Genomic DNA, 25,614 nt, shown 5'->3' with positions numbered 1-25,614 from the left:
CTAACTAACTTCTGAAACGATATAAGAACTGCTGTAAACGTTCGTTATCGGATTCCTCAAGAACTTCTGAAGCTGAGCCCTGTTCAGCTATTACTCCATCGTCTAAGAAAATAACCCGATCAGCTATTTCTAGAGCAAAATCCATCTCATGGGTTACGAGTACCATTGCCATTTCCCCTTCCTCAGCTATATCGCGGATTACTTCTAATACTTCGCCGACAAGCTCTGGGTCTAAGGCTGAGGTAACTTCATCAAAAAGCATAATTTTTGGTCGCATAACTAATGCCCGTGCCATGGCAACTCGCTGTTTTTGTCCACCAGATAATTGACTAGGATAATTATCTAGCTTATCTCCAAGACCAACTTTTTCAAGCATTTCAACTGATCTTTCCCTAGCAGTTTCTTTTGATTCTTTTTTTACTTGAATTGGTGCTGTCATACAATTTTCTAAGATGGTCATATGAGGAAATAGGTTAAAATGTTGGAATACCATGCCAATATCTCCTCTAACTTCACGTAGATGTTTTTCATTTGCAGGTATAGTTTTACCGTTCTTTTTCATATGCCATAGATCTGTACCATCAACAATGATTTCTCCTGAAGTTGGTTGTTCTAATGTCATTAACATTCGTATAATTGTCGTTTTTCCTGATCCACTTGGACCAATCAATGCTACTTTTTCTCCAGGGAAAATATCTAAGTTTAGTCCTTTCAATACTTCTACTTCACCAAATGATTTATAGACATCTTTATATTCAACAATAGGTTTTGCTCCTCGTTTAGGAGTTATCGATTGTTTCATTTCTTTTACCAATTCAGCCATCAAATAACCGCTCCTTTACTTTCCTGCATCACAGCATTTTTATCGAAACGACGATTCATTTTTCGCTCTAACTTATTTATTAAAATAGCAGAAGGATAGCTTAAAACTAAGAAGATAAGCGCGACAATTGTATACGCCTCTAAGTTACGATAGTGCTCTGCCCCGTATGTTTCTGCTAAAGCTAAAATTCCTACGACACCAATTGTAGAAGCTAGTGGAACTTCTTTAAACATGATAATTAAATAGTTTCCTAGCATTGGAATAGTAGGTGGTATTGCTTGTGGTAAAATAATTTTCAGCCATGTTTGTCTAGTGGAATAATTAAGTGCAACAGAAGCTTCCCATTGACCTTTATCCACACTGTCGATCCCTGAACGATATACTTCGCCAATATACGTACTAAAATGAATTCCAAGACCTAAAATTGCACATGTAATGGATGATAACGTAACACCGATACCTGGAATCATTGGCCAAGCATAATAGATAAAGAATAATTGGATTAATGGAGGTGTAGAACGAATGAACTCCATCGTCCAAGTTACTAACCAGTTAATAGGCTTAAACTTAATACGCCTTAAAATAACCCAAACAAATCCAAAAACTAAAGCAAATAAGAAACATGCAAATGTTAAACCGATTGTTACGCCTATACCTTTTAAAATAAAGGGAAATGCATCAAAGAACATATCCCACTTCCAATTTATATTCACCCGTTAGCCACCCCTCTCTTTGATATCTCTTCGCCTTTACGTGTAAGGAAAATTAGTGGTAGTGCCATGATAAAGTAGAATACGAGTAATAATAAGTAAACTGTAGGTGCCATGGAAAGATTGGTACTTCTTAATATATTTCCATGGTATAAAATATCTGTCATTCCTATTAGTGATACGAGTGATGTTGCTTTAAGCATTTGAATGAGATAGTTTCCGAATTCAGGTAACATCATACGAAGAGCTTGAGGAAATACAACGAGTCGCATTCGTTGGAAACGGGTTAAATTAAGAGCGATAGAGGCTTCTGTTTGTCCTTTATCTACTGCTAAAATAGAACCACGGACAATCTCAGACATATAAGCACCGTAGTTTAATGAGATTGCTAAAACCCCTGCCATTAGGCGATTGTCGATACCAATATTAAATAACATTGGAATTGCATAATATAACCAGAATAACTGCACAATTAAGGATGTTCCTCGAAATATTTCAACGTAAAAACTTGTAGTGCTTCGAATTATTATGTTATTAGATAATCTACATAAACCAGCAATGAAGGCAAATAGATAACCAAATATCACAGAGAGAATAAAAACGGTTATTGTAATATGAATTCCCTTCATTAATACTGGGAAAACTTCTATTATTGCATTAATTATAATCACTCCCATATATAGAAAATAAAACTCCATAGGGAACAGACCCCTCATCTGGGGTAAACCCTATGGAGTCATGTTGTTTATGATCTAGATTTCACCATTGCAAATTTTTTCAGTTGTAATTTCATCCGGAACCATATTCATTTGCTCACTGAAGCCATTCTCTTCTAATAGTTTGGCAACAGTACCGTCAGCTTTTAATTCTGCTAGAACTTCATTATATGCTTCTAAAAGTTCTGTATCGTTTTGATTAAATGCTGCCGCTCCGTAACTTGGAACTCCTTCAACATCTGGTTGTTGGAAAGTCTCTACGAATTCGAGTTTATCGGAATTAGCAGAATTCATTGCGTCCTTAATAGTAAATTCTGTAGCGGTTGTAGCATCGGCACGTCCTGATTCTACAGCGGCAATGGAGGCTGGGATATCAGGTACAGAAAGTATTTGGTCGGGATCTACTCCTGCCTCTTTTAAAAAGCCATTCTCTGTCGCTCCTTGCATTACTGCAACAACGACATCCGGATTATTTGCAATATCTTCGTAGCTTTCTAGATTCTGCGGATTTCCATTTTGGACAACTAATCCTTCCCCATATTTCATTTCAGGTTCTCCGAATGCAACATTCTCACAACGGTCAGGTCTAATGGCCATTCCAGCTGTAATAACATCAAACTGTCCAGCATTTAGCCCTGAGATTAATTGACCAAAATCAAGAAGTTCAGACTCTACTTCTTCCACCCCTAATTCAGCAAATACAGCTTTAGCAATATCTACTGCGGCGCCTTTTAACTCGCCATTTTCTTCATAAGCGTATGGCTTTTCATTTGCAAAACCAATAGTGACCTTTCCTTCGTCTTGAAGCTTGGCCAATTTGTCATCCTCACCTGATCCGCATGCAGCTAAAAATACTACAGATAAGCAAAGAAATAATGCTACTAATATTTTCCTCATAAAATAGATAGACCTCCTAGTTTTATTAAAAAGAATCAAACTAAATAGTTTGATATATAAATAAGTTAGAAACAATAGCGACTGTTAAAGTTATGTACAAAATCATAAATGAAATGCCGGCATTATTAATGTACTGCAAACAGTTACATCTTTAATGGTATAGGTTTCTAAAATTTGATACAAACGTGAAATTTTTAGATAATTTTTAATTATTTATGGTTAAATTAGGTTTATCCATAACATCTCTACGATTCTTAAAGATGCTAGTATATAGTGGCAAATACTTTAAAATCCTCAATAATTGCCAAAGTGCAATTTAATATACTTACACTAGAAAATAATTAATTTCATGTTAGAATTATAAACAATAGGATAAAGAAAAGGGGGATTCACATGATTTGGGTTGTTGCAGTTATTAGTGTAGTTATTACAATTATCGTTGTTTGGTTATCAATATTAACTTTAAATAAGGGATACGGCTATAACCATAAAGTAGATCCACTCCCGTCACAATCAGAAGAAAATCAATTGACAGGTGAAGATAATACTAATCTTAAGAAATAAATAAACAGCAGCGAAGGATTAAAAGGGCTTCGCTGCTGTTTATTATTTGGTTGATTTTGTTTCTAATGGCTCTAAATTTGCTTCTATTTCAGCTCGTTGATCTTCTAAAAATGGTGGCAATGCTAATTTTTCACCAAGATGTTCCACATCTTCATCAGTTGCAAAACCAGGGCCATCTGTCGATAATTCAAAAAGAATACGATTTTGGTCCCTAAAATACAGTGCTTTAAAATAATATCTATCTACAATCCCAGAATTGGGCATTCGAGCCTCAATCAATTTCTCATACCATTTTGTAAGCTCTTTATCACTATCCACTCGAAATGCGACATGATGAACACTCCCTTTACCAGGTCTTTCTCTAGGAAGGTCATTCCGTACTTCTAGATGCACTTCTGCACCATTACCGCCTTCACCAGTGGAGAATACTAATATATCTTTCTGTCCAAGAACAGGGGAAGGATAACTTCCGATTTTCTTAAATGACAATACTTTTGTTAAGGCTTTTACTGTAGGTTCTGAATCTGGAACGGTAATTTTTACTGGACCTAATCCGACGATGCCATTTTCTACAGATGCATGACTATGTTTCCATGGTATCCCTCCAGCAACCCCTTGGTTCTTTTCATCGGAAATTAAAGTTAATCGTTGGTTCTCGTGATCACGAAAATGAATAACATGATGGCCATTCTGTTCAGAAATTCCATCATGGTCTACTTGTAAATTATTGAAACGTTGAACCCAATAGTTTAACGCGTTATCATTAGGAACACGTAACGATACTCTAGAAATACTATTATTGCCCTGATAAGTACGGCCGGCATTAGGTATTTCAAAAAAGGTTAAGTCAGTTCCTGGATTGCCGATTTCATCAGCATAAAATAAATGATACATGGAGGTAGCATCTTGGTTGACCGATTTTTTTACTAATCGCATACCTAGAACTTTTGAGTAAAACTCATAGTTCTTTCTTGCATTAGCTGTTATAGCGGATACATGATGTAAACCTTTTAAGATCATAAAATAAAACCTCCTTAATTTAAATATCTCGAATTAGAGATAATAATATTATTATACACCAGTGATTTTGTCTTGTCTATGAGCTTTTAACATAAACAGTTTCAAAAAATATACACATATAAATGTTCCTATATTAAAATATAATATAAGAACTAAGGGGGAGAAATCATGTTCATAGTAATTAGCTTACTAATCGGTTATATTTTTGGCTGTTTACATGGTTCACAACTAGTTGGTAAGTATAAAAAAATAGATATTAAAAAGTCAGGTGTAAAAAATGCTGGGGCATCCAATACGACCATCCTATTAGGGTGGAAATACGGTGTTTTGGTAGGATTTATTGATATTTTTAAAGGGACTGTTGCCGTACTCCTTGTATTATTAATCTTAAATGCAAATGATATTACTGGTAATAATCAAATACTTCTTGCATATCTAACATCATTGGCAGTTATTTTGGGCCATAACTTCCCTATTACAATGAAATTCAGTGGCGGAAAAGGAACGGCATCACTTGTAGGTATACTGCTTGCCATTGATTGGAAGATTGCATTAATTGGTATTGGAATATTGATTATCGTTACATTAGCTACCGACTATCTAGCTATCGGTGTAATGTTAATGTATATTTCCTTTTTAATAACCACTTTTTATTATTTTGGTTTGGAGCCTACATGGATTGTCATGATTCTTACGGTATTAAGTATTGTGAAACATATCGATAATTATAAACGTATTAGAAATAAGCAAGAAACGAAACTGTCTAGTATGTTTCGTAAAAAAGTAGCTTAGTCATTGGAGGAAACATATGGTTGATATTATTTTATGGATTATTATTGTGGCATTATTTATTTTAAGCTTTGTAGGTCTTATTTATCCAATCATTCCGTCTGTAATTGTGATATGGGTTGGTTTTTTACTGTATCAGTTTGCAATTAATGGAGAGGAATTAGGCGTTGTTTTTTGGATAATTATGGCTGTGTTCACAGTTGTCTTATTTGTAGCAGATATAGTGGCAAATAGCTACTTTGTAAAACGGTTTGGAGGCAGTAAATGGGGGGAGCGCGGTGCAGCAGTAGCTGTTATTGTAGGTTCGTTTATTATTCCACCATTCGGTATTATAGTTGTTCCTTTTATTGCAGTTTTATTAATTGAAATGTTACAAAAGAGATCGATAGGTGAAGCATTTAAAGCATCTTTAGGGTCATTATTAGGTTTCTTAAGTGGAACATTTGCAAAAGTTATCATTCAGTTTGTAATGATCGTGCTCTTTATTTTTAATGTAATAGTATAGGGGAGGAAAGGTATGTTTAAGACAAACATTTTTGATGGCTATGTTGTAAGAAAAGCAGAAATCGATGATTATAACGGCATTATTGATTTACTGAAGGCAGCAGCAAAATGGGTACAAGCAAAAGGTATAAATCAGTGGGGCTACTTGTTAGCTGGTGGAGAGGATTTAGAGATAAAGAGTGACATCTTAGCTGGGGATACATATATTGTTGAAAATGAAATTAAAGATATAGTCGCAGCATTTAATATGTCAAGCAAGCAAAATGAGTGGGATATAGAAATGTGGGGGAAACGAGCAGACAATGCCTATTATATCCATCGTCTTGCTGTTCATGAGAATTATCACCATAAACAAATTGGCAAACAGCTCTTATTATGGATAGAAGAAAATATTCAAATGAAAGATGGATATATTCGGTTAGACTGTGTTGGAAATAATCCAAAGTTAAACAATTTCTACAAGAGAGCAGGTTTTACTTTCGTACAGTATGTTGGCGAGGGCGAAGAAAGGTTTTCTTTATATGAGAAAGCATTTTGATGATAAACTTGACTTTCTTAAAGCTGGTGATTATATTAAACTTAATATAGTATATCGAAACGTTGAAAAGGATTAGTACAATAAGTAAGTCTATTCAGAGAGGGAATGGTCGGTGAAAATTCCCATAGACACTAATTGGAACCTGCCTTGGAGTTCGCCTACAGAAAAGGTAAAACCTAGAAGTAGTGCGCGGTTTTTAGACCGTTATCAAATGAAGTGTACTATTTGCTCTTAAACTTTGGGTAATTAGTAAACAAGGGTGGTACCACCAGTCCTCGGTCCCTTATGGATGGAGGTTTTTTTGTGTTTAAAAAAGATTTAAATAATATAAAAAGAGGTGCACAAAATGGCAAAGAAAAACAAAGATTTTGTTGAAAAAATCACTGCAATGGAAGATGATTTTGCGCAGTGGTATACCGACGTAGTAAAACAAGCTGAACTAGTAGAATATGGCCAAGTTAGAGGAACAATGATCATTAAACCTTATGGCTATGCAATCTGGGAAAATATAAAGGGTGAGTTAGATCGAATGATCAAAGAAACTGGTCATTCCAATGTACAATTCCCTTTGTTCATTCCTGAGAGTTTACTACAAAAAGAAGCAGACCACGTAGAAGGATTTGCTCCTGAAGTTGCATGGGTAACACATGGAGGGGACGAAGAATTACAAGAACGTATTGCTGTTCGTCCAACATCAGAAGTGTTGTTCTGTGAATATTACTCTAAAAATATTCATTCCTATCGTGATCTACCTAAGTTATATAACCAATGGGGAAATGTAGTACGTTGGGAAAAGACAACGCGTCCATTCTTGCGTTCTTCAGAATTCCATTGGCAAGAAGGGCATACTGCACACGCAACAGATGAAGATGCAGCTCAGGAAACGGATCGCATGTTAGGGGTTTACGCTGATTTAGTAGAAAATTATTTAGCTGTACCAGTTTATCGTGGCCGTAAAACGGATAAAGAAAAATTTGCAGGCGCAAAATATACATTAACTATTGAAGCTTTAATGCATGACGGAAAAGCATTACAATCTGGAACGAGTCATCACTTTGGCTCTGGATTTGCTGAAGCATTCGATATTACTTACTTGGATAAAAACGGCAAGAGTCAGTTTGTTCACCAAACATCTTGGGGATTATCTACTCGTATTATGGGTGCGTTAATTATGGTTCATGGGGACAATCGTGGATTAGTTGTACCACCACGCATTGCTCCTACTCAAGCTATGATTGTACCAATTGCACAACATAAAGAAGGAGTATTAGATAAAGCATATGAGTTACGTGACCAATTAAAGTCACTAATTCGTGTTGATATTGATGCAAGTGATAAAATGCCTGGTTGGAAATTTAATGAGTATGAAATGAAAGGTATCCCAGTTCGTATTGAAATGGGTCCAAAAGATATTGAAAAAAATCAAGTAGTTCTTGCTCGTCGTGACACTGGTGAAAAAGAATTTGTTGCATTAAGTGAATTGCAAGATCGTTTACCAGCATTACTAGAAGAAATTCAACAAAATCTATACAATAAAGCACTTACACATCGAAACGAGATGACATCCTCTGCAACTAATATGGATGAATTTAAACAAGTCCTTGAAGATAAAGGAGGATTTATTAAAGCGATGTGGTGTGGTGATGTGGCATGTGAAGAGAAAATTAAAGAAGATACAACTGCTACATCTCGCTGTATTCCATTTGAACAAGAAAAAATTGCAGATACTTGCGTATGCTGTGGTAAAGAAGCAAAAGAACTAGTGTACTGGGCAAAAGCATATTAATACTTAAATCAGGTAGTAAGAAAAATTTTCTTACTACCTGATTTTTTTTGTGAAAAAGTATTGTATTTTTATGAAAATGGTGGTATAAATATACAAGTAAATCAATAAATATACATAAAGGTGAATACAAAATGAAAAATTTATTAGATGTAGAATTGCAAAAAATTGAAAAGAGTCTATGGAAGATTAGTAAGGAAATGTATGAAAACCCAGAACTTGGGGATCAAGAATTTGAATCTATGAATCTACTAGTGACTTTATTAAAAGAACATGAATTTCAAACTGAAATCGGAATAGTGGGGAGACCGACTGCATTTAAGTCCGTATTTAATAGTGGAAAGCCAGGACCAACTATTGCCTATCTTGCTGAGTATGATGCTCTCCCCGGCATTGGACATGGCTGTGGTCATAATTTAATTGGCACGATGAGTGTAGGGGCAGGAATTATTCTGAGTAAAATAATTAATAAGATAGGAGGGAGTATTGTCGTACTTGGAACACCAGCTGAAGAAACAAATGGTGCCAAGGTTCCGATGAGTAAAAAAGGAATCTTCGATGATATTGATGTAGCTATGATTGTTCATCCAAGTGATCAATCATATATTAGTGGTGATTCTTTAGCGATGGATGCAATTCAATTTGCATATACTGGGAAATCTTCTCACGCTTCAGCATCTCCTGAGGAAGGAATTAATGCACTCGATGGAGTAATACAACTTTTTAATGGTATTAATGCGCTAAGAGAACACTTACCATCAGACGTGCGAATACATGGAATTATTTCAGAGGGAGGAAAGGCAGCTAATGTAGTTCCAGATTTTGCTGTAGGTCAGTTTTACATACGTGCTAAACAGCGAGCTTATCTTGATAAAGTAGTAGAAAAAGTAATAAGTATTGCACAAGGTGCTGCATTAATGACAGGAACAACCGTAGAGATTTCAAATTATGAATTAAGCTATGATGATATGATAACGAATCAAGTGTTGTCAGACTGTTTCACTAATAATTTACAACAAACTAGTAAGCTACCAATCAATGAAGCGAAACAGACTTATGGGTCAATTGATATGGGAAATGTAAGTCATGTTGTACCAGCGATTCACCCATATATCGGATTAAATAAACCAGGATTAATTGCTCATACGAAAGAGTTTGCTGCTCAAACCACTACAGAAGATGGTTATGAAACATTAAAAACAGGTGCGTTGGCACTAGCTTATACTGGCTACGACGTACTAACAGATAAGAAACTATTGGAATCGATTCAACAAGAGTTTCAACGTAATAAATAAGTATTTTTTTGCATCATAATGCATATTTATGAAATTTATTTTATGTTTATAAAGGAGAGATTTAATATGAGAAAAGTAATCATTCTTATGATATCTGTTATTTTACTTGCAGTTCTAGCTGCTTGTGGGTCGAGTGAGGCTACATCAGATGATAAAAAAGTTTTAAAAATGGCAACTTCAGCTGATTTTCCACCATTTGAAACGTATGATGATAGCGGAAATTTTATAGGATTTGATATTGAATTAGCACAGGCAGTTGCGGATGAGTTAGGATATGAACTAAAAATAGAAGATATGAACTTTGACGGGTTAATAGGAGCTCTACAATCAAAACGAGTAGATTTGGTCCTTTCTGGGATGAGTGCAACAGAGAAAAGACGTAAAAATGTTGATTTTAGTGATGAATACCATCGCTCCGGAGAAATGTTTATTTCGAAAGCAGATGTAGCAATAGAAGATTTAGCTAGTTTAAAAGGAAAAGTAGTTGGTGTTCAATTGGGGACGATTCAAGAAGAAGGTGCTGAGGTTTTAGCAGAAGAATATGGATTTGAAATTAAGAAGATTGATAATGCCAGTATAATGATTCAAGAATTAAATTCTAATCGAATTGATGTTGCATATATGGATAAGACAGTTGCAATAGGCTATATCAATTCCCAAGGATTTGTTGGGTTTGATGATCCGACTACTAGTTCACCAGGAATGGCTATTGCATTTCCTAAGGGGAGTGAATTAGTAGACGAAGTGAATGAAGTACTAGAAAAGTTTAAAGAAGATGGCACAATAGAAAAATTGAAGGAAGAATGGTTATCGGATTTCGAATAATTTTTGGGCAAGAAGGTGAGGTGAAGGCATGAATTTGGACTTTAGCCAAATCGTGCCTTCAATTCCTTTTATATTAAAAGGAATTGGAGCAACATTACAGTTTGTTAGTGTATCCATAATTGTGGGGTTAGTATTAGGAACAATATTAGCATTAATGAAAATAACAAATAAGAAATGGTTAAAATGGCCTGCTGATATATATACATCTATATTTAGAGGTACACCTTTAATTTTACAATTAATTATTATTCACTTTGGAATACCTCAATTGTTTGAATATGATATCCCAGTGTTTATGAGCGCAGTTTTAGCTTTTGGCCTTAATTCTGCAGCATATGTATCAGAAATTATCCGTGCTGGGATTATGGCAGTTGATAAAGGGCAAATTGAAGCAGCAGAAGCATTAGGGATAGGATATCGACCAATGATGTTTAATATTATTTTACCCCAGGCTTGGAAAAATATATTACCAGCAATGATGAACGAATTTATTACGTTAACGAAGGAATCAGCCCTTGTGTCTACGATTGGCTATATGGATATCATGCGCCGTGCAGAAATTGTCGGTGCGCAAATATACCGGAATTTAGAACCATTACTTTTTGCTGGGCTTATTTATTGGGTCATGATTTTTATATTAACGAATATTGGTAGTTGGGTAGAGCGGAGGATGAGACAGAGTGATTAACATAGAAAACTTAACGAAAAAGTTTGGAGACAATGTTGTATTAAGTAACATATCAACCACTATTAATAAAGGTGAGGTCGTTGCAATAATTGGTCCATCTGGCTCTGGAAAATCGACATTTTTACGCTGTATCAATTTGTTAGAACAACCTTCAAATGGTCATATTTGGATTAATGGAGAAGAAATTACCCATCCAAAAGCAAATAAGATGGAGATTAGGAAAGCAATTGGAATGGTATTTCAACACTTTCATTTATTCCCTCATTTGACGGTTCTTGAAAATGTTTCCTATGCACCAGTAAAAGTGAAGCATCTAAAAAAAGATTTTGCAGAAAAGATTGCGAAAGAATATTTAACTAGAGTTGGTTTAATGGACAAAATGGATGCATATCCAAATCGGTTATCAGGTGGACAAAAACAACGTGTTGCAATCGCTAGAGCGCTAGCAATGGATCCTGAAATCATGCTCTTTGATGAACCAACTTCTGCACTAGACCCAGAAATGGTTAAAGAAGTTCTTGATGTCATGAAAGACTTAGCACAGACCGGTATGACTATGGTTGTTGTGACACATGAAATGAATTTTGCAAAAGAAGTTGCAGATCGAATTATTTTTATGGATGATGGAAGGCTGGTAGAAGAAGGAAATCCTAATAACTTCTTTACAACTCCTCAATCGAATAGAGCAAAAGAGTTTTTAGAAAAGGTATTATAATAAATTTAAAAGGTTATCCATAATTGAAAAAGGCGACCAATAGGCCGCCTTTTTTTACGCTTCTTGAGCTATTTTTTCTTCTGCAATTGCATCCAATCTAGCTTGGATTTCTTCAGGAGAAAGATTATGCTCTATTACATATAGATTTCTTGGATGTACACGGCATTCATGTGTACAGCCTCTCATATATTTATGCTCGTTTTCTTCAGAGCAAAGAATTTGTTTATTACATTCAGGATTTGCACAATTTACGAATCGTTCGCATGGTTCACCATCGAAGTAATCTTTTCCAACAACAACATGGTCTTTACGGTTGATTGGAACTGCAATTCGCTCATCAAATACATAGCATTGACCGTCCCATAGTTCACCTTGTACTTCAGGATCTTTACCATATGTTACGATACCACCATGTAGCTGTGCTACGTCTTCAAATCCTTCTTTAATCATCCAACCAGTAAATTTCTCACAGCGAATTCCACCAGTGCAGTATGTTAAGATTTTTTTACCTTCAATTAAATGTTTATTTTTACGGACCCATTCTGGAAGATCGCGGAAGGTTTCGATATCTGGATTGATAGCCCCGCGGAAATGACCTAGTTCAAATTCGTAATCATTTCTTGTATCAAGGATAACGACATCATCACGTTCCATTGCCTCGCGCCACTCTTTAGGTGTTAGGAATTCCCCTGTTAATTCTTTAGGGTCATGGTTCTCCTCTTCTTCCAAACGGAGTGTAACTAGTTCTTTTCGTGGTCGAACATGCATTTTCTTAAAAGCATGCCCATCATGTTCATCCACTTTAAAAACTAAGTCAGCGAATCTTGGATCATTGTGCATCATTTCCATGTACTTGTTAGTGTTCTCAATAGTACCAGATACTGTTCCGTTAATTCCTTCTTTTGAGACAAGAACTCTACCTTTAAGTTCAATATCTTTGCAAAATGCTAAATGCTCTTTTGCAAATGTCTCAGGGTCTTCAATGTCTACATACTTGTAGTACAATAATACTCGATAATCTGCCATTTTATTTACCACCTATCATTCATATTTGCAAGATATAAATGTTGGTAGTCGCTATTTGCTTTTTTATATTCTTGCAAGTGTATAGTTTAGCAAGATTCAACAAAAAAATCAAGATAGTTTTCAGGCTATTCATTTAGTGTTTATCTTATATAAAGTACATTTACCATCGTAAATATTCTTCAAATAAATACGTAGATTAACTAATCTTTTGTAGAAAATTGTCGTATTTTATCATAAGATGCCGGTGCAGTAAAGATTAATTTAAAAATATTTTAGATTTACTTGCATTTTTCTTTTTAAACAGTTAAAGTTAATAGTAGCAAAAGGAAATTGAAATTAGTAATACTTTACGGATCTCTTTGTCAGAGTAGGTGTAAAAGTATTAGATTCAATTGTACTTTGCAAGCTATTCGATAAGGAGGTCATATAAATGACTGGTAAAGTAAAATGGTTTAACGCAGAAAAAGGTTTCGGTTTCATCGAGCGCGAAGACGGTGACGATGTATTCGTACACTTCTCAGCAATCCAAACTGATGGTTTCAAAACTCTTGAAGAAGGTCAAGACGTTGAATTTGAAATCGTTGAAGGTAACCGTGGACCACAAGCAGCTAACGTTGTTAAACTTTAATTAAAACCACAACCACAAGGCTTATCTCTTCTTAAGAGATAAGCCTTTTTATATGTATTACCATTCTAAAGTGAACATTGGTGGTGAAAATATGAGTATGTTTAATTGGCTAGATCAATCTAAAGAAGAATGGGATAATCGGGCCTCCTTTTGGAACTCCCGTAGTAAGGAGATGTGGGAAAAAGGTAGTCGGAAAGATATCCTCCCCTTTTTAGGAAAACATTTGGAAGGGAAATCCAAAGTGTTAGATGTTGGCTGTGGAGATGGTTATGCGTCTTACAAATTACATATGATGGGACACGAAGTTATTGGTGTTGATATTTCAGTAGAAATGATCGAGAAGGCAAAGGAACGGACCTCAGCCATTCCATTTTTAATTGCTAATATTGAAAATTTACCGATAGATAGTAATACAATGGATGCTGCTTTGTGTATCAATGTATTAGAATGGGTAGAAAATCCAGCGAATGCGTTAACTGAATTATCAAGAGTGTTGAAACCTAATGGATTTCTAGTTGCTGGTATCTTAGGGCCAACTGCTGGACCTAGAGCAGTTTCATTTCCGAAAGTCTATGGAATAGATACTATTTCAAATTCCATGATGCCGTGGGAATTCTATAAGCTTTCGCAAGAATTAGGTTTTGAATTAGTGAATGACTTTGGTGTATTTAAAAAAGAAGTAAAAAAACAACATTACGAGGACTTGCCTGTAATGTTAAAACAAGCATTAAGCTTTATGTGGGTATTTCTGCTTTGTAAAAGAGAGGTGTAATAAATTGAATAGAAAAGAAATAGAGGAACAAATAATAAAAAATTATCAAAACGACGAAAAAATGATGATATTAATTTTCGCCCAATGGTGTGTGAATAATGATTTAGATCCAAAAGAATTATACAAAACTGCATATCCAAATCAGGAAAAAAATGTAGTTTTAGAAGAAGCGTTACAATTAACCGTTCCCAAAAAGGAATCTGATGTTATCACTGATGGGACAGTATTAAATGTATTGCAACTTTTTGGGAACGATGAATTAGCATTTGTTATACAACAATATATTGAAAAAAATTAAATGGATGAATCAAATAGTTTAATTAATGCTTGTGTACCACTATCAGCTTCACCTTTTTCAGCTAATTGTTTATATAATTGAAGAGAAAGTGATAGTCCTGGAGTGGAGAAACCCATCTCCTCAGCTGATTCTAAAGCAATCGTCATATCTTTGATAAAATGTTTTACATAGAATCCAGGGTCAAAGTCACCTTCAATCATACGCGGTGCAAGTTTTGATAAGGAAAAGCTTCCTGCTGCCCCTGTTGATATACTTTCTAATACCCGGGCTGGATTAAGACCAGCTTTTTTTGCATATACAATTGCTTCGCAAACACCGATCATATTCGTAGCAATTGCAATTTGGTTACTTAATTTAGTATGCTGACCAGCACCAGCTTTTCCTTGTAAAATGATGTTTTCTCCCATTGCTTTAAAGATTGGAAGTACCTGGTTAAATGCATCTTCATCACCACCAACCATAATAGCAAGTGTTCCATTTTTAGCCCCAATATCTCCACCAGAAACTGGTGCATCTAGGGCATGGATACCTTTCTCCATAGCCTTTTCATATATCTCTTTTGCGAGTTTAGGTTTAGAGGTCGTCATGTCGATAACATAAGTACCAGGATTAGCGTGAGCAATAATCCCATTATCATTTAAATATACTTCCATTACATCTTGTGGATAACCAACGATAGTAATAATTACATTAGATTGACTAGCAACTTCAGCGACTGAATTTGTCCATGTTGCTCCTTGTCTAATTAACTCTTCAGCCTTAGCTTTTGTCCTTGTATAAATATTTACTTCATATCCTGCGAGCAGTAGATTTTTAACCATACTTTTTCCCATAACGCCGGTACCAATAAATCCTATTTTCATCTTTGAAAGCATTTTATCAAGCTCCTCTCTGAATTTACTATATAATTAATTTTAAAATTATAAAAGTGAAGAACATCAATGGAGTGATTTAAAATGGAACTTAACATTAAGAAATTTGAAGAACTTACTACGAATGAATTGTACATGATACTGAAAGCAAGAACGGATGTTTTTGTAGTCGAACAAAACTGTCCATATCCTGAACTTGATAATCTTGATCAAAGTTCCCTTCATTTATATTGTGGTTCTAATAGCAATATCGGAGCTTATCTTAGAATCATACCAAAAGGGGTTAAATATAAAGACGCAGTAGCAATTGGTAGAGTATTGGTAGTGGAAAAACATCGTAGAAATGGCATTGCTAGGGAAATGATGGAAAAAGCGCTAGAGTTTATTACTGAAGTGATAAAAGAAGAAACAATCAAAATTCAGGCACAAGTATATTTGAAAAGTTTTTATCAGTCCTTAGGTTTTGAACAAATCTCTGATATTTATGAAGAAGATAGTATTCCACATATTGACATGCTTTTAAAGCAACATTAAAGAATCAATATAATGCATTTACACATAGTATGATTAGCAACCTTTTTCGTAATCTAAATCGTTCTCAAGGAGGCTAATACATGATTTCAAGTGAACAATTACTTCAGTGTAAACAAGCATTATTAGCTCGGCAAAATGAATTGATTGACCATGTGCAAGATCACTTTGGCTTAACGCAAGAATTAATCAAGGAATCTACAGGTGAGCTCTCTAATTATGATAATCACCCTGCTGACCATGGTACTGAACTATATGAAAGGGAAAAGGATATTGCACTTAATGAACATGCAGAAAAAGAGTTAGAAGAAATAAATGAAGCATTACATGCAATAGAACAAGGAACTTATGGCATTTGTCGTGAATGTGGAGCAGATATTCCATATGAAAGGTTACAAGCAATGCCAACAGCTGACCGTTGTATCAACCATGCAGAAAAAGATAAATTTGAGCGTAATCGCCCAGTGGAAGAAGAAGTCTTCAGTCCAAATATAAACCCTGATGAAGTAACGGACGAGGAACAAGTTGGATATGATGCAGAAGACTCATGGCAAGAAGTAAGCCGTTACGGGACATCTGAGACAACAGCAGATTTCTATGATGACCAAGATAATTACGATGAAATGTATCCTAATAGTGATGAGAATGTTGGAAGTGTAGAGGACATTGAAGGATTTGTCGCTGCTGATCAACACGGGAATTTTATAGGTGTTACACCAAATCATGAGAAATATGAAAAAGAATTAGAAGAGTAAAGATTATGGACAGTCCCTTAAGTGAAGGCACTGTCCATAATCTTTTTTTATTCAAAACGCTCCGTTAGTTCTAATTCTACAATTTGTTTCTCGCCATTTCGGTAAATTTCCAATTCAATGGTGTCACCTACTTGAGTTTCTGTATACATATATTTTCTTAGTTCAAGAGGAGTTGGTGTATCATGTCCATCAATCTTTGTAATGATATCAAATTGTTGCAAACCAGCTTTATCAGCTGGAGATTCAGGTTCGACACTTGCCACAACCATTCCATGATCAACACCCTCTGGAAGGATAATGTTATAGCGGTATTGCATCGGTACTTGGTTAATGGTTGCCATACTTATGCCTATATAAGGACGTTGGACTTTTCCTGTTGTTTCTAATTGATTCATAATTGGAAGTGCGGAATCGATTGGTATCGCAAACCCAATACCCTCCACTTGTGTACTAGCAATTTTCATTGAGTTAATCCCAATGACCTCACCATTAGCATCTACTAATGCTCCGCCACTGTTTCCAGGGTTAATTGCTGCATCAGTTTGAATGACTTCCGTTATCCAATCAGCAACTCTATCTCCATTCGTATCTACAGAAACAGATCGTTCCAGTCCACTAATAATACCTTTAGTCAATGAGTTTGCAAATTCAATTCCTAATGGGTTTCCAATGGCGAATACGGTTTCGCCTACTTGTTTCCCATCTGTTGTTCCAAGTGTAGCAACTCGGGTGACATGCTCTCCATCAATTTGTAGAACAGCTAAGTCGGTTAATTCATCTGTACCGAGCACTTTTGCAGGTACTCGTTCATCATTAGATAATACGACTTCCACTTGTTCTGCTCCGGATACAACATGGTGGTTCGTTACAACATATGCTTTTCCATCTTCTTTTTTGTATATTATTCCTGAACCAGTTCCAGCTTCTTGGCTATCTGTCCAAATGCTTTGTTTTTGTAAATTAGTAACGCCAACGACAGCTTCCGATACTTCAGCGAGATTTGTTGAGGAACTTGCATCTTCAACTGCCATTGTTGTGATTACGTCAGGTTTCGTGTTGTTATTTGCAACTACAGAAGAGTTATTAGTTGTATTACTTGTATCATGAAAAGAAATAATTTCTGTTGAAAGTAGGAATAAGAAAATAGTTAATGGAATTAATCCTCCCAATATACCGAAAAAGAACGACTGTAGATTGACACGACTTTTTGATTCCTTTTTAATTTGGTCTTTCTTGTTCACTGCATTGGTGTTAGATCCGTCTTGGTCTATATCCTGTTTTTGGTAATCAGAATCGTAATAGTTAGTCGATGTATATTCAAAAGTATTACTCTGATCTACTTGATTATATTCAATAGAATCACTTTGTTTTTCATTATTATAATCATTTAGATCCAATGATTTTTTCTCATCATTATTTTCCAATTAAGTTCATCCTTTCGTAAGTTCTTATTTATATCATAACCATAAGCGTCGGAATAGCTTCGGTATAATTGTGGAATAAATGTGGAAATAAGCAAAATATATTGTCACTATCTAGAATTTTTGTGAAAATAGATACAAAATTAAGATAAAGCGGTGAGGGATAATGAATTATCATATTGCAGTCATTGAAGACGACAAAAACATACAAAATATAGTTTCTGCCTTCCTCAAGAAAGAGGGCTATCAGGTTTCTGTTATGGATTCTGCAGAAAAGGGAATAAAATTATGGAAATCGAATCCACCAGATATGTGGATTGTGGATATTATGCTTCCAGGGATGGATGGATATGAGTTTTGTAAAAGAATACGTAATGAATCTGAAGTCCCAATTATTATTATCTCTGCAAAAGATGAAGAAATCGATAAAATACTCGGTCTAGAGTTAGGTGGGGATGATTACTTAACGAAGCCATTCAGCCCAAGAGAATTAATGGCTCGTATTAAGCGGATTTTTAAGCGTTACCGTCCTGTAGAAACTGAACCGAAACATGAGGAACAAGTAATTGCAGATGAACTTGTAATCGACAAGAGTGATCGTCGAGTATTTTGGATAGGTAAAGAACAAGAGGTCACGACAAAGGAATTTGATATGTTGTTATTATTTGCAGAAAATGTTAATCGAGCTTTTTCGCGGGAAGAGCTCTTATTAAGTGTATGGGGAGAAGACTATTTTGGTAGCGATCGAGCAGTAGACGATTTAGTAAAAAGAATCCGAAAAAAATTAAAAGATATACCATTAGAAACGGTATGGGGTTTTGGTTACCGTTTACGTGGTAATAAAGAGGAATAATATGAGGCTTCAATATCAATTAAATGCTGCATTTACATTATTGTTACTCGTCATCATGGCGATTACTGGCTTTGTCATATATTCGTTAATTTTAAATTTACTTATTCAAGATGAACAAAGGCAGTTAGAACAAAAGGGTGAAATATTAGTTAATGTTTTAGATGACGCATTTATCTCCAGAGGAAATCTAAAAGAGTTTAATGAGTTCTTAAAAGAGCAAGACTTACAACTATTTTTGTATGATCGTGAACAAAATTCGGTGCTTTTTTCAACACTTCCAACCCCAGTCGTTACAGGGTTATTTATGAACAATGATTTTAAAAATCAAAGTGAAGAACTATGGTCATATGGAAATGAAAAATATGTTACGTCAAGGATACTTATTGTTCCAAAAAGTTTAGGACTTGAACTCATATTACTGACTCCTTTGCAAGATTTACGTATAGTTCAACATAATTTTATCCAACGATTATTGATTGTGTTTTTAATTGGCGCGATCGTTGCGAGTGGATTAAGCTACTTTTTGACAAAGAAATTAGTCACTCCGTTATCCCGTTTAAAACTTCAATTGAAGAAGATTGAGAAAAGGAATTTTGACGAAATTGTACCAATAGAATCTTCAGGAGAGATTAATGAGGTTGCACAAAGTGTTTATGAAATGGCAGATGAATTGCAACGGTATATTAATACACAACGGTCATTCTTCCAAAATGCTAGTCATGAATTAAAAACTCCATTAATGACTATCCAAGGATACGCAGAAGGAATTAAAGAAAAGGTATTTAATCAGCAAGAGGAAGAAAAAGGTCTAGAAGTTATTGTTTCTGAAGTAAACAGATTGAAAAAAATAATAAATGAAATGATACTACTGGCTAAACTAGAAAGTGAAGAGATTACCTATCATACCGAGAGAATTGAATTGCAGAATCTAATTGACAAAGTAATCGAACGGGCAATCCCAATAGCAACAGAAAAGAATTTAGAACTCAAACATAGAATTGAACCGAATATTTTTATAGTGGGAGATGAAGAGCGATTATTACGGGCTATGCTCAACCTAACGTTTAATGGTATTAGACATGGGAACAGTACGCTTCTTATTACGGGATCGCTAAAACGAGGACAAATAACTATTACAATTGAGGATGATGGTGAAGGAATTTCAGAGGAATTATTACCACATATTTTTCACCGTTTTGTGAAAGGTAAGAATGGAGAGACAGGTCTTGGTTTAGCTATTTCTAGAGCAATTATTGAACAGTCCAATGGAAAAATCAAGGCCGAAAACTCAAACCTTGGCGGAGCAAAATTTACGTTAACATTTCCTTTTAAAGAATAAGTTATTCAGAAACTCGATAAAAAAGGAAAAAAAGTTAAGACTTACCACCTCCCATGTGATATAATTATCTAGTTTAATTCTACTCGGAAAATAAGAGGAGCGTAACTTTATGCAATTAAGAAATGATATTCGTAATATCGCAATTATTGCTCACGTTGACCACGGAAAAACTACATTAGTAGACCAATTGCTTAAATATTCTGGAACATTTCGTGAAAATGAGCAAATAGATGAACGTGCAATGGATTCTGGCGATATTGAACGTGAACGTGGTATTACGATACTAGCTAAAAATACTGCAATTAACTATCAAGATACGAGAATAAATATTTTAGATACACCGGGCCACGCTGACTTTGGTGGTGAAGTTGAGCGTATTTTGAAAATGGTTGATGGTGTAGCTTTAGTAGTCGATTCCTATGAAGGAACAATGCCACAAACTCGTTTCGTGCTTAAGAAAGCATTAGAACAGAAATTAACACCAATTGTTGTTTTAAATAAAATTGACCGTCCTAATGCAAGACCAGAGGATGTTGTTGATGAAGTGTTAGACCTATTTATTGAATTAGGTGCAGATGATGAACAATTAGAGTTCCCCGTTGTCTATGCATCAGCTTTAAATGGAACATCAGGTCTTGAACCAAATGATCAACAGGAAACGATGGATCCAGTTTTTGAAACGATTATTAAGCATATACCAGCGCCAATCGATAATCGTGAAGAACCATTACAATTCCAAGTAACATTATTAGATTATAATGATTATGTTGGACGTATCGGTGTTGGTCGTGTTGTCCGTGGGAAAATCCATGTTGGACAACAAGTAGTTGTTATGAAGAAAGACGGATCACAAAAGTCATTCCGAATTAGTAAACTTTTTGGATTTATTGGCTTAAAACGAATTGAAATTGAAGAAGCGGGAGCAGGGGAAATTGTCGCAATATCTGGTCTAGAGGACTTAAATGTTGGGGAAACGATCTGCCCACAAGATCATCCGGATGCACTGCCAATATTGCATATTGATGAACCAACACTTCAGATGACATTTGTTACAAACAATAGCCCATTTGCTGGACGTGAGGGGAAATATATTACGTCTCGAAAAATTGAAGAACGTCTAATGAAACAGTTAGAAACGGATGTTAGCTTAAGAGTCGACCCTACTGAGTCTCCAGATGCATGGGTTGTATCTGGTCGTGGTGAGCTACACTTATCTATTTTAATTGAAAATATGCGACGTGAAGGCTTTGAGTTACAACTTTCCAAACCAAAAGTAATTTTGAAAGAAATTGATGGCGTACTATGTGAGCCAGTAGAACGTGTACAAGTAGATGTTCCTGAGGAGCATACAGGATCCATCATGGAATCTTTAGGAGAACGTAAAGGTGAAATGTTAGATATGGTAAACTTCGGGAACGGCCAAGTCCGTCTTGAGTTTAAAGTACCATCTCGTGGCCTCATCGGATATACAACAGAATTCATGTCGCAAACCCGTGGATACGGGATTCTAAACCACACTTTTGATTCTTACGAGCCGGTTATTAAAGGAAATGTCGGTGGTCGTCGTCAAGGAGTTCTTGTTGCATTAGAGAATGGAAAGGCATCTGCATATGGTATTTTAGGTCTAGAGGATCGTGGAACTATCTTCGTTGAGCCTGGTACCGAAGTATATGCGGGAATGATTGTAGGGGAGCATAACCGTGATAATGACTTAACAGTTAATATTACAAAAGAAAAACACCTAACAAACGTAAGGTCTGCAACGAAGGATCAAACGTCAGTCATAAGAAAAACTAGAAAAATGTCACTAGAAGAAGCATTAGAGTATTTAAATGATGACGAGTATTGTGAAGTTACACCTGAATCGATTCGTTTACGTAAGAAAATTCTAAATAAAAATGAACGAGAAAAAGCAGCAAAACGTGCTAAAGTAGAATAGGATATTAGAGGGATTGTCCCTCTAATATCTTTTTTTATATCCATATTATAAATTTTCAAAAACTGCTCTACAATGTAGCTAAGACTATAGGAGGAGTGGGTAATCATTCGATATATGTTTATTATGTTATTTTTTATGTTTCTGGTAGGATGTTCAACGGACGATGCAGTTGAATCTTTACCAACAATGAATCAAGAAGAATTTAAGGTAATTGCAGCAGATTTAGAGATACCATGGGAAATAGTAAAGCATAACGATGTAATATACGTTAGTGAGAGACCAGGAGCAATTGTTGAGGTTCATTCAAGTCATGTAGAACGAATCCCTGTTCAATTAGAGAAGGAGCTATCTAAACAGCCTGAGGCAGGACTTCTTGGTATCGCTTTACCGCCAGATTTTAGTGATACTGCATATGCTTATTATTCTTGTGTAGAAAATAATGAATATTATCAGCGAGTAGCAAAGATAAAGAGGAAAGAAAATCACTGGGAAGAAACAAGTGTCATACTTGATAAAATACCTGGAGGAAAATATCATCAAGGCGGCAGAATTGAAATTGGTCCAGATCAAAAATTATATGTTACAACTGGTGATGCTACATCACCTGAGTTAGCACAAGATTTAACCAGTTTAGCTGGTAAGATACTAAGGATAAATCTAAATGGGACGGTACCTAGTGATAATCCTTTTAAAGGTAATTATATCTATTCTTATGGTCACCGAAATCCACAAGGAATTACATGGGATGGGAATGGAAAGTTATATGCAACGGAACATGGGCAAAGTGCTCACGATGAGTTGAATCTAATCGAAAAAGGGAGAAATTATGGCTGGCCAATTATTCAAGGCAACGAGACTCATGAAGGTATGGAAGTTCCCATTATACACTCTAACGATCAAACATGGGCCCCCTCAGGATTAGCATTTCTTGGAGATAGACTTTATTTTTCAGCTTTAAGAGGAGAAGGGGTACGGGTGTATAATCTAAAGACTGGTGAGCTTGATGCTTTCTTAACTGAATTGGGCAGAGTGCGAGATGTTTTAGCAACGGACGAGGGATTATATGTAATTACTAATAATACCGATGGACGAGGAAATCCAGAAGATGAGGATGATCGATTGATATTAGTCCCGCCGCTAGAATAATAAATAAAAATAATGTCTAGAGAAAACCGAGACGAGGTTTTCTCTTTTTTTATGGCCACCGTACGTAGTATATTTCTGTTCGATTCGTAATGCTAATATTTTTTTCGGATAAGCTAATTGAAAGATGATGTAAACCTTTACAAACTTGTATATACAAGTTATACTAACCGAGTGGATAAAACTTGTATATACAAGTTTTTGGTTATATGAAAGGAGTTTCCTAAATGAAAGATAATCAATATGAACAATTAATATATGCTCCCATAAGTGGAGATGTAATTCCTTTAAACAAGGTACCTGACCCAACTTTTGCAGAAAAAATGATGGGGGATGGTATAGCAATTGAACCTTCAGAAGGGAAAGTTGTTGCGCCATTTGATGGAGAAGTGATTCAAATTTTCCCAACTAAACACGCAATCGGTCTTAAAAGTGATTTAGGATTAGAGTTATTAATTCATATAGGAATTGAAACAGTAGGACTAAAAGGTGAAGGTTTTGAAACTCATATTGAAGCAGGTCAAAGAGTGAATGCTGGTGACGTTTTAGTTACATTTGATTTAGAATTTATACGTAAACGAGCGAAAAGCTTAATTACCCCGATTATTGTGACGAATGGTAATGAGTTTGCGCCACTTAAAAAAACCGAAGAAAAGGATGTAGTCGCTCTAGATTCCATACTGCTAGGTACAATGAAAAGTATGGAAGAAAGTAAGAGTGCATCTCCATCTACAAAAAATAGTAGCTCTTCCATGCAATATGGCTCAGAAGCAAAACAGATTGTCGAGGCAGTAGGTGGAGTTGATAACATTGCGGCAGCAACACACTGTGTTACAAGACTGCGTTTTGCATTAAAAGATGATACTCAAGTGAATAAAGAGGAATTGGAAAATCTGAATATAGTTAAAGGGTCTTTTTCAGCAAGTGGTCAATTCCAAGTTGTTATCGGACAAGGTACAGTTGATAAAGTTTATAACGCAATGGTTCATGAAACGGGAATACAAGAGTCGTCTAAGGATGATGTTAAAGCGATAGGAAGTCAAAAGCAAAATGCATTGCAACGAGGAATAAAAACGCTTGCTGATATATTTATACCTATACTACCAGCAATCGTTACAGCAGGTTTACTAATGGGGATTAACAACATATTAGTAAATCCTATCTTTGCTGATGAATCGATAGTAGTCATGTATCCTTCATGGGCAGGCATTGCAGATATGATTAATATCATTGCCAATACAGCTTTTACGTTCTTACCTGCGTTAATTGGTTGGTCGGCTGCGAAGCGGTTTGGTGGTAGTGAATTACTTGGTGTCGTATTAGGTTTAATTTTAGTTCACCCTGATTTAATGAATGCATGGGGATATGGATCGGCATTAACAGAAGGAACAATCCCAACATGGAACTTATTTGGTTTAGAAATTGAGAAAGTTGGATATCAAGGGCAAGTTCTTCCAGTACTAATTGCTTCTTGGGTATTAGCTAAAATCGAGATTTTCTTAAAGAAACGTGTTATTGATTCTTTACAATTATTAGTTGTAGCACCTATTGCTTTATTAGTTACTGGTTTCCTAGCATTTATCATTATTGGCCCTGTTACATTTACAATCGCCACTTGGATTACTGATGGATTAGTAGCAGTATTTGAAGCATTTCCGATTATTGGTGGACTATTGTATGGAGGGTTATATGCACCTCTAGTTATTACAGGAATGCATCACACTTTCCTTGCTGTTGACCTTCAATTAATTGGTAGCACAGGTACAACGTTCTTATGGCCTATCGTTGCTTTATCTAATATCGCACAAGGAGCAGCTGTATTTGCCATGATGCTTCTTGCAAGAGATGAAAAGTTAAAAGGGTTAGCAGGAACTTCAGGAGTCTCCGCATGGCTTGGAATTACGGAGCCAGCAATGTTTGGGGTTAATTTACGATATCGTTATCCGTTTTTTGCAGCGATTATCGGAACCGGTATTGCAGGTGCATTCATCACATTTAGTGATGTACAGGCAAACTCAATTGGAGTCGGAGGAATACCAGCGCCACTATCAATTCTTTCAGAGGATTGGATTGCATTCTTAATCGGAATGGGGATCGTAATTATTGTTCCGTTTATTATAACCTTTGCTATTGGTAAACGTAAATTTTCGAAATAAGGCCTTAAGGAGTG

At 35.5% G+C, this 25,614-nt stretch carries 27 protein-coding genes and 1 other annotated feature; of the genes, 19 read left to right on the top strand and 8 right to left on the bottom strand.

Annotation, left to right across the window (positions count from 1 at the left end):
- Nucleotides 1-4: 4 nt before the first annotated feature.
- Genes ehuA through ehuB form a run of 4 tightly spaced genes read right to left on the bottom strand, consistent with a single transcriptional unit; the run spans nucleotide 5 to nucleotide 3,146 of the window.
- Entirely contained in the window at nucleotides 5-823 is an 819-nt protein-coding gene (gene ehuA / locus IEV35_RS14915; protein ID WP_229740765.1) for an ectoine/hydroxyectoine ABC transporter ATP-binding protein EhuA, read from the bottom strand.
- Nucleotides 823-1,512 (bottom strand): ectoine/hydroxyectoine ABC transporter permease subunit EhuD, encoded by a 690-nt coding sequence (gene ehuD, locus IEV35_RS14910; protein ID WP_188385500.1) that lies wholly within the window; start codon nucleotides 1,510-1,512, stop codon nucleotides 823-825. The genes ehuA and ehuD overlap by 1 nt, the downstream gene beginning before the upstream one ends.
- Before the next feature lie 20 nt (nucleotides 1,513-1,532).
- Nucleotides 1,533-2,231 (bottom strand): ectoine/hydroxyectoine ABC transporter permease subunit EhuC, encoded by a 699-nt coding sequence (gene ehuC, locus IEV35_RS14905; RefSeq protein ID WP_268237933.1) that lies wholly within the window; start codon nucleotides 2,229-2,231, stop codon nucleotides 1,533-1,535.
- A 54-nt stretch (nucleotides 2,232-2,285) separates the two neighbouring features.
- Nucleotides 2,286-3,146: an ectoine/hydroxyectoine ABC transporter substrate-binding protein EhuB gene (gene ehuB, locus IEV35_RS14900; protein WP_188385463.1), complete on the bottom strand. Its 861-nt coding sequence runs from the start codon at nucleotides 3,144-3,146 to the stop codon at nucleotides 2,286-2,288.
- A gap of 393 nt (nucleotides 3,147-3,539) precedes the next feature.
- Here ehuB and ytzI point away from each other — a divergent pair, with 393 nt between their 5' ends.
- Complete coding sequence (gene ytzI / locus IEV35_RS14895) at nucleotides 3,540-3,710, top strand: YtzI protein (RefSeq protein ID WP_188385462.1); 171 nt, start codon at nucleotides 3,540-3,542, stop codon at nucleotides 3,708-3,710.
- A gap of 42 nt (nucleotides 3,711-3,752) precedes the next feature.
- On the opposite strand, the gene IEV35_RS14890 is transcribed toward ytzI, so the two are convergent.
- Complete coding sequence (locus IEV35_RS14890; RefSeq protein ID WP_188385461.1) at nucleotides 3,753-4,730, bottom strand: ring-cleaving dioxygenase; 978 nt, start codon at nucleotides 4,728-4,730, stop codon at nucleotides 3,753-3,755.
- Between the two features lie 168 nt (nucleotides 4,731-4,898).
- Between IEV35_RS14890 and IEV35_RS14885 the strand changes: the two genes are divergently transcribed.
- The 8 genes from IEV35_RS14885 (at nucleotide 4,899) to IEV35_RS14850 (ending at nucleotide 11,867) form a co-directional block, all read left to right on the top strand.
- Complete coding sequence (locus tag IEV35_RS14885; RefSeq protein ID WP_188385460.1) at nucleotides 4,899-5,522, top strand: glycerol-3-phosphate acyltransferase; 624 nt, start codon at nucleotides 4,899-4,901, stop codon at nucleotides 5,520-5,522.
- A gap of 16 nt (nucleotides 5,523-5,538) precedes the next feature.
- Entirely contained in the window at nucleotides 5,539-6,024 is a 486-nt protein-coding gene (locus IEV35_RS14880) for a DUF456 domain-containing protein (RefSeq protein ID WP_188385459.1), read from the top strand.
- 12 nt (nucleotides 6,025-6,036) lie between these two features.
- Nucleotides 6,037-6,561, top strand: coding sequence for a GNAT family N-acetyltransferase (locus IEV35_RS14875; protein WP_188385458.1), 525 nt, complete (start codon nucleotides 6,037-6,039; stop codon nucleotides 6,559-6,561).
- Between the two features lie 53 nt (nucleotides 6,562-6,614).
- Nucleotides 6,615-6,848 (top strand) — a binding site (T-box leader).
- A gap of 59 nt (nucleotides 6,849-6,907) precedes the next feature.
- Nucleotides 6,908-8,347 (top strand): proline--tRNA ligase, encoded by a 1,440-nt coding sequence (proS, locus tag IEV35_RS14870; RefSeq protein WP_188385457.1) that lies wholly within the window; start codon nucleotides 6,908-6,910, stop codon nucleotides 8,345-8,347.
- Nucleotides 8,348-8,478: 131 nt separating this feature from the next.
- Nucleotides 8,479-9,639, top strand: a complete 1,161-nt coding sequence (locus IEV35_RS14865) for a M20 family metallopeptidase (protein WP_188385456.1) — start codon at nucleotides 8,479-8,481, stop codon at nucleotides 9,637-9,639.
- 66 nt (nucleotides 9,640-9,705) lie between these two features.
- The gene (locus IEV35_RS14860; RefSeq protein ID WP_188385455.1) at nucleotides 9,706-10,464 is read left to right on the top strand and encodes a transporter substrate-binding domain-containing protein; all 759 of its coding nucleotides are present in this window, start codon (nucleotides 9,706-9,708) and stop codon (nucleotides 10,462-10,464) included.
- A 28-nt stretch (nucleotides 10,465-10,492) separates the two neighbouring features.
- Nucleotides 10,493-11,152, top strand: coding sequence for an amino acid ABC transporter permease (locus tag IEV35_RS14855; protein ID WP_188385454.1), 660 nt, complete (start codon nucleotides 10,493-10,495; stop codon nucleotides 11,150-11,152).
- Nucleotides 11,145-11,867: an amino acid ABC transporter ATP-binding protein gene (locus IEV35_RS14850; RefSeq protein ID WP_188385453.1), complete on the top strand. Its 723-nt coding sequence runs from the start codon at nucleotides 11,145-11,147 to the stop codon at nucleotides 11,865-11,867. Before IEV35_RS14855 ends, IEV35_RS14850 begins: the two co-directional genes overlap by 8 nt.
- A 54-nt stretch (nucleotides 11,868-11,921) precedes the next feature.
- Here IEV35_RS14850 and trhO read toward each other — a convergent pair whose 3' ends face one another.
- Complete coding sequence (trhO, locus tag IEV35_RS14845; RefSeq protein ID WP_188385452.1) at nucleotides 11,922-12,893, bottom strand: oxygen-dependent tRNA uridine(34) hydroxylase TrhO; 972 nt, start codon at nucleotides 12,891-12,893, stop codon at nucleotides 11,922-11,924.
- Between the two features lie 430 nt (nucleotides 12,894-13,323).
- On the opposite strand from trhO, the gene cspD reads away from it, so the two are divergent.
- The 3 genes from cspD to yxiS all read left to right on the top strand — a co-directional run bounded on the left by cspD (nucleotide 13,324) and on the right by yxiS (nucleotide 14,591).
- On the top strand, nucleotides 13,324-13,521 hold the full coding sequence (gene cspD / locus IEV35_RS14840) for a cold-shock protein CspD (RefSeq protein WP_188385451.1): 198 nt from the start codon (nucleotides 13,324-13,326) through the stop codon (nucleotides 13,519-13,521).
- Nucleotides 13,522-13,612: 91 nt separating this feature from the next.
- Nucleotides 13,613-14,293, top strand: a complete 681-nt coding sequence (locus tag IEV35_RS14835) for a class I SAM-dependent methyltransferase (RefSeq protein WP_188385450.1) — start codon at nucleotides 13,613-13,615, stop codon at nucleotides 14,291-14,293.
- Nucleotides 14,294-14,297: 4 nt separating this feature from the next.
- Entirely contained in the window at nucleotides 14,298-14,591 is a 294-nt protein-coding gene (yxiS, locus tag IEV35_RS14830; RefSeq protein ID WP_188385449.1) for a protein YxiS, read from the top strand.
- Here yxiS and IEV35_RS14825 read toward each other — a convergent pair.
- Nucleotides 14,588-15,466 carry an NAD(P)-dependent oxidoreductase gene (locus IEV35_RS14825; protein WP_188385448.1) on the bottom strand — a complete coding sequence of 293 codons (879 nt, stop codon included), beginning with the start codon at nucleotides 15,464-15,466 and terminating at the stop codon, nucleotides 14,588-14,590. The two genes, yxiS and IEV35_RS14825, sit on opposite strands and share 4 nt — an antisense overlap.
- Before the next feature lie 81 nt (nucleotides 15,467-15,547).
- Here IEV35_RS14825 and IEV35_RS14820 point away from each other — a divergent pair, with 81 nt between their 5' ends.
- Both IEV35_RS14820 and IEV35_RS14815 read left to right on the top strand, forming a co-directional pair.
- A complete protein-coding gene (locus tag IEV35_RS14820; RefSeq protein ID WP_188385447.1) occupies nucleotides 15,548-15,997 on the top strand; it encodes a GNAT family N-acetyltransferase in 450 nt (149 codons plus the stop codon).
- A gap of 80 nt (nucleotides 15,998-16,077) precedes the next feature.
- Nucleotides 16,078-16,749, top strand: a complete 672-nt coding sequence (locus tag IEV35_RS14815) for a TraR/DksA C4-type zinc finger protein (protein ID WP_188385446.1) — start codon at nucleotides 16,078-16,080, stop codon at nucleotides 16,747-16,749.
- Nucleotides 16,750-16,796: 47 nt separating this feature from the next.
- Here the strand turns inward: IEV35_RS14815 and IEV35_RS14810 are convergent, their stop codons facing one another.
- Complete coding sequence (locus IEV35_RS14810; RefSeq protein ID WP_229740763.1) at nucleotides 16,797-18,173, bottom strand: S1C family serine protease; 1,377 nt, start codon at nucleotides 18,171-18,173, stop codon at nucleotides 16,797-16,799.
- Between the two features lie 163 nt (nucleotides 18,174-18,336).
- Here IEV35_RS14810 and IEV35_RS14805 point away from each other — a divergent pair, with 163 nt between their 5' ends.
- The 5 genes from IEV35_RS14805 to treP all read left to right on the top strand — a co-directional run bounded on the left by IEV35_RS14805 (nucleotide 18,337) and on the right by treP (nucleotide 25,600).
- On the top strand, nucleotides 18,337-19,023 hold the full coding sequence (locus IEV35_RS14805) for a response regulator transcription factor (protein WP_188385445.1): 687 nt from the start codon (nucleotides 18,337-18,339) through the stop codon (nucleotides 19,021-19,023).
- 1 nt (nucleotide 19,024) lies between these two features.
- Nucleotides 19,025-20,362 carry a sensor histidine kinase gene (locus IEV35_RS14800; RefSeq protein ID WP_188385444.1) on the top strand — a complete coding sequence of 446 codons (1,338 nt, stop codon included), beginning with the start codon at nucleotides 19,025-19,027 and terminating at the stop codon, nucleotides 20,360-20,362.
- Nucleotides 20,363-20,471: 109 nt separating this feature from the next.
- A complete protein-coding gene (typA, locus tag IEV35_RS14795) occupies nucleotides 20,472-22,301 on the top strand; it encodes a translational GTPase TypA (protein ID WP_188385443.1) in 1,830 nt (609 codons plus the stop codon).
- Between the two features lie 135 nt (nucleotides 22,302-22,436).
- Complete coding sequence (locus IEV35_RS14790; RefSeq protein ID WP_229740762.1) at nucleotides 22,437-23,447, top strand: PQQ-dependent sugar dehydrogenase; 1,011 nt, start codon at nucleotides 22,437-22,439, stop codon at nucleotides 23,445-23,447.
- A 224-nt stretch (nucleotides 23,448-23,671) separates the two neighbouring features.
- Nucleotides 23,672-25,600, top strand: a complete 1,929-nt coding sequence (treP, locus tag IEV35_RS14785; RefSeq protein ID WP_188385441.1) for a PTS system trehalose-specific EIIBC component — start codon at nucleotides 23,672-23,674, stop codon at nucleotides 25,598-25,600.
- Nucleotides 25,601-25,614: the final 14 nt, after the last annotated feature.

The sequence above is a fragment of the Ornithinibacillus halotolerans genome (assembly GCF_014637405.1).
GTDB classification, from domain to species: domain Bacteria; phylum Bacillota; class Bacilli; order Bacillales; family Amphibacillaceae; genus Ornithinibacillus; species Ornithinibacillus halotolerans.
This window is presented reverse-complemented; position numbering and strand designations above follow the sequence as displayed.

Bases quoted from the DNA above. Each gene is read 5' to 3' on its own strand.
- IEV35_RS14860 (WP_188385455.1), top strand. From the start codon at position 9,706: ATGAGAAAAGTAATCATTCTTATGATATCTGTTATTTTACTTGCAGTT.
- typA (WP_188385443.1), top strand. From the start codon at position 20,472: ATGCAATTAAGAAATGATATTCGTAATATCGCAATTATTGCTCACGTT.
- trhO (WP_188385452.1), bottom strand. From the start codon at position 12,893: ATGGCAGATTATCGAGTATTATTGTACTACAAGTATGTAGACATTGAA.
- IEV35_RS14815 (WP_188385446.1), top strand. From the start codon at position 16,078: ATGATTTCAAGTGAACAATTACTTCAGTGTAAACAAGCATTATTAGCT.
- IEV35_RS14890 (WP_188385461.1), bottom strand. From the start codon at position 4,730: ATGATCTTAAAAGGTTTACATCATGTATCCGCTATAACAGCTAATGCA.
- ehuA (WP_229740765.1), bottom strand. From the start codon at position 823: ATGGCTGAATTGGTAAAAGAAATGAAACAATCGATAACTCCTAAACGA.
- ehuD (WP_188385500.1), bottom strand. From the start codon at position 1,512: ATGTTCTTTGATGCATTTCCCTTTATTTTAAAAGGTATAGGCGTAACA.
- IEV35_RS14875 (WP_188385458.1), top strand. From the start codon at position 6,037: ATGTTTAAGACAAACATTTTTGATGGCTATGTTGTAAGAAAAGCAGAA.
- IEV35_RS14820 (WP_188385447.1), top strand. From the start codon at position 15,548: ATGGAACTTAACATTAAGAAATTTGAAGAACTTACTACGAATGAATTG.
- IEV35_RS14855 (WP_188385454.1), top strand. From the start codon at position 10,493: ATGAATTTGGACTTTAGCCAAATCGTGCCTTCAATTCCTTTTATATTA.
- IEV35_RS14800 (WP_188385444.1), top strand. From the start codon at position 19,025: ATGAGGCTTCAATATCAATTAAATGCTGCATTTACATTATTGTTACTC.
- ehuC (WP_268237933.1), bottom strand. From the start codon at position 2,231: ATGGAGTTTTATTTTCTATATATGGGAGTGATTATAATTAATGCAATA.
- treP (WP_188385441.1), top strand. From the start codon at position 23,672: ATGAAAGATAATCAATATGAACAATTAATATATGCTCCCATAAGTGGA.
- IEV35_RS14835 (WP_188385450.1), top strand. From the start codon at position 13,613: ATGAGTATGTTTAATTGGCTAGATCAATCTAAAGAAGAATGGGATAAT.
- IEV35_RS14825 (WP_188385448.1), bottom strand. From the start codon at position 15,466: ATGCTTTCAAAGATGAAAATAGGATTTATTGGTACCGGCGTTATGGGA.
- IEV35_RS14865 (WP_188385456.1), top strand. From the start codon at position 8,479: ATGAAAAATTTATTAGATGTAGAATTGCAAAAAATTGAAAAGAGTCTA.
- IEV35_RS14805 (WP_188385445.1), top strand. From the start codon at position 18,337: ATGAATTATCATATTGCAGTCATTGAAGACGACAAAAACATACAAAAT.
- IEV35_RS14880 (WP_188385459.1), top strand. From the start codon at position 5,539: ATGGTTGATATTATTTTATGGATTATTATTGTGGCATTATTTATTTTA.
- IEV35_RS14885 (WP_188385460.1), top strand. From the start codon at position 4,899: ATGTTCATAGTAATTAGCTTACTAATCGGTTATATTTTTGGCTGTTTA.
- cspD (WP_188385451.1), top strand. From the start codon at position 13,324: ATGACTGGTAAAGTAAAATGGTTTAACGCAGAAAAAGGTTTCGGTTTC.
- ehuB (WP_188385463.1), bottom strand. From the start codon at position 3,146: ATGAGGAAAATATTAGTAGCATTATTTCTTTGCTTATCTGTAGTATTT.
- ytzI (WP_188385462.1), top strand. From the start codon at position 3,540: ATGATTTGGGTTGTTGCAGTTATTAGTGTAGTTATTACAATTATCGTT.
- proS (WP_188385457.1), top strand. From the start codon at position 6,908: ATGGCAAAGAAAAACAAAGATTTTGTTGAAAAAATCACTGCAATGGAA.
- IEV35_RS14790 (WP_229740762.1), top strand. From the start codon at position 22,437: ATGTTTCTGGTAGGATGTTCAACGGACGATGCAGTTGAATCTTTACCA.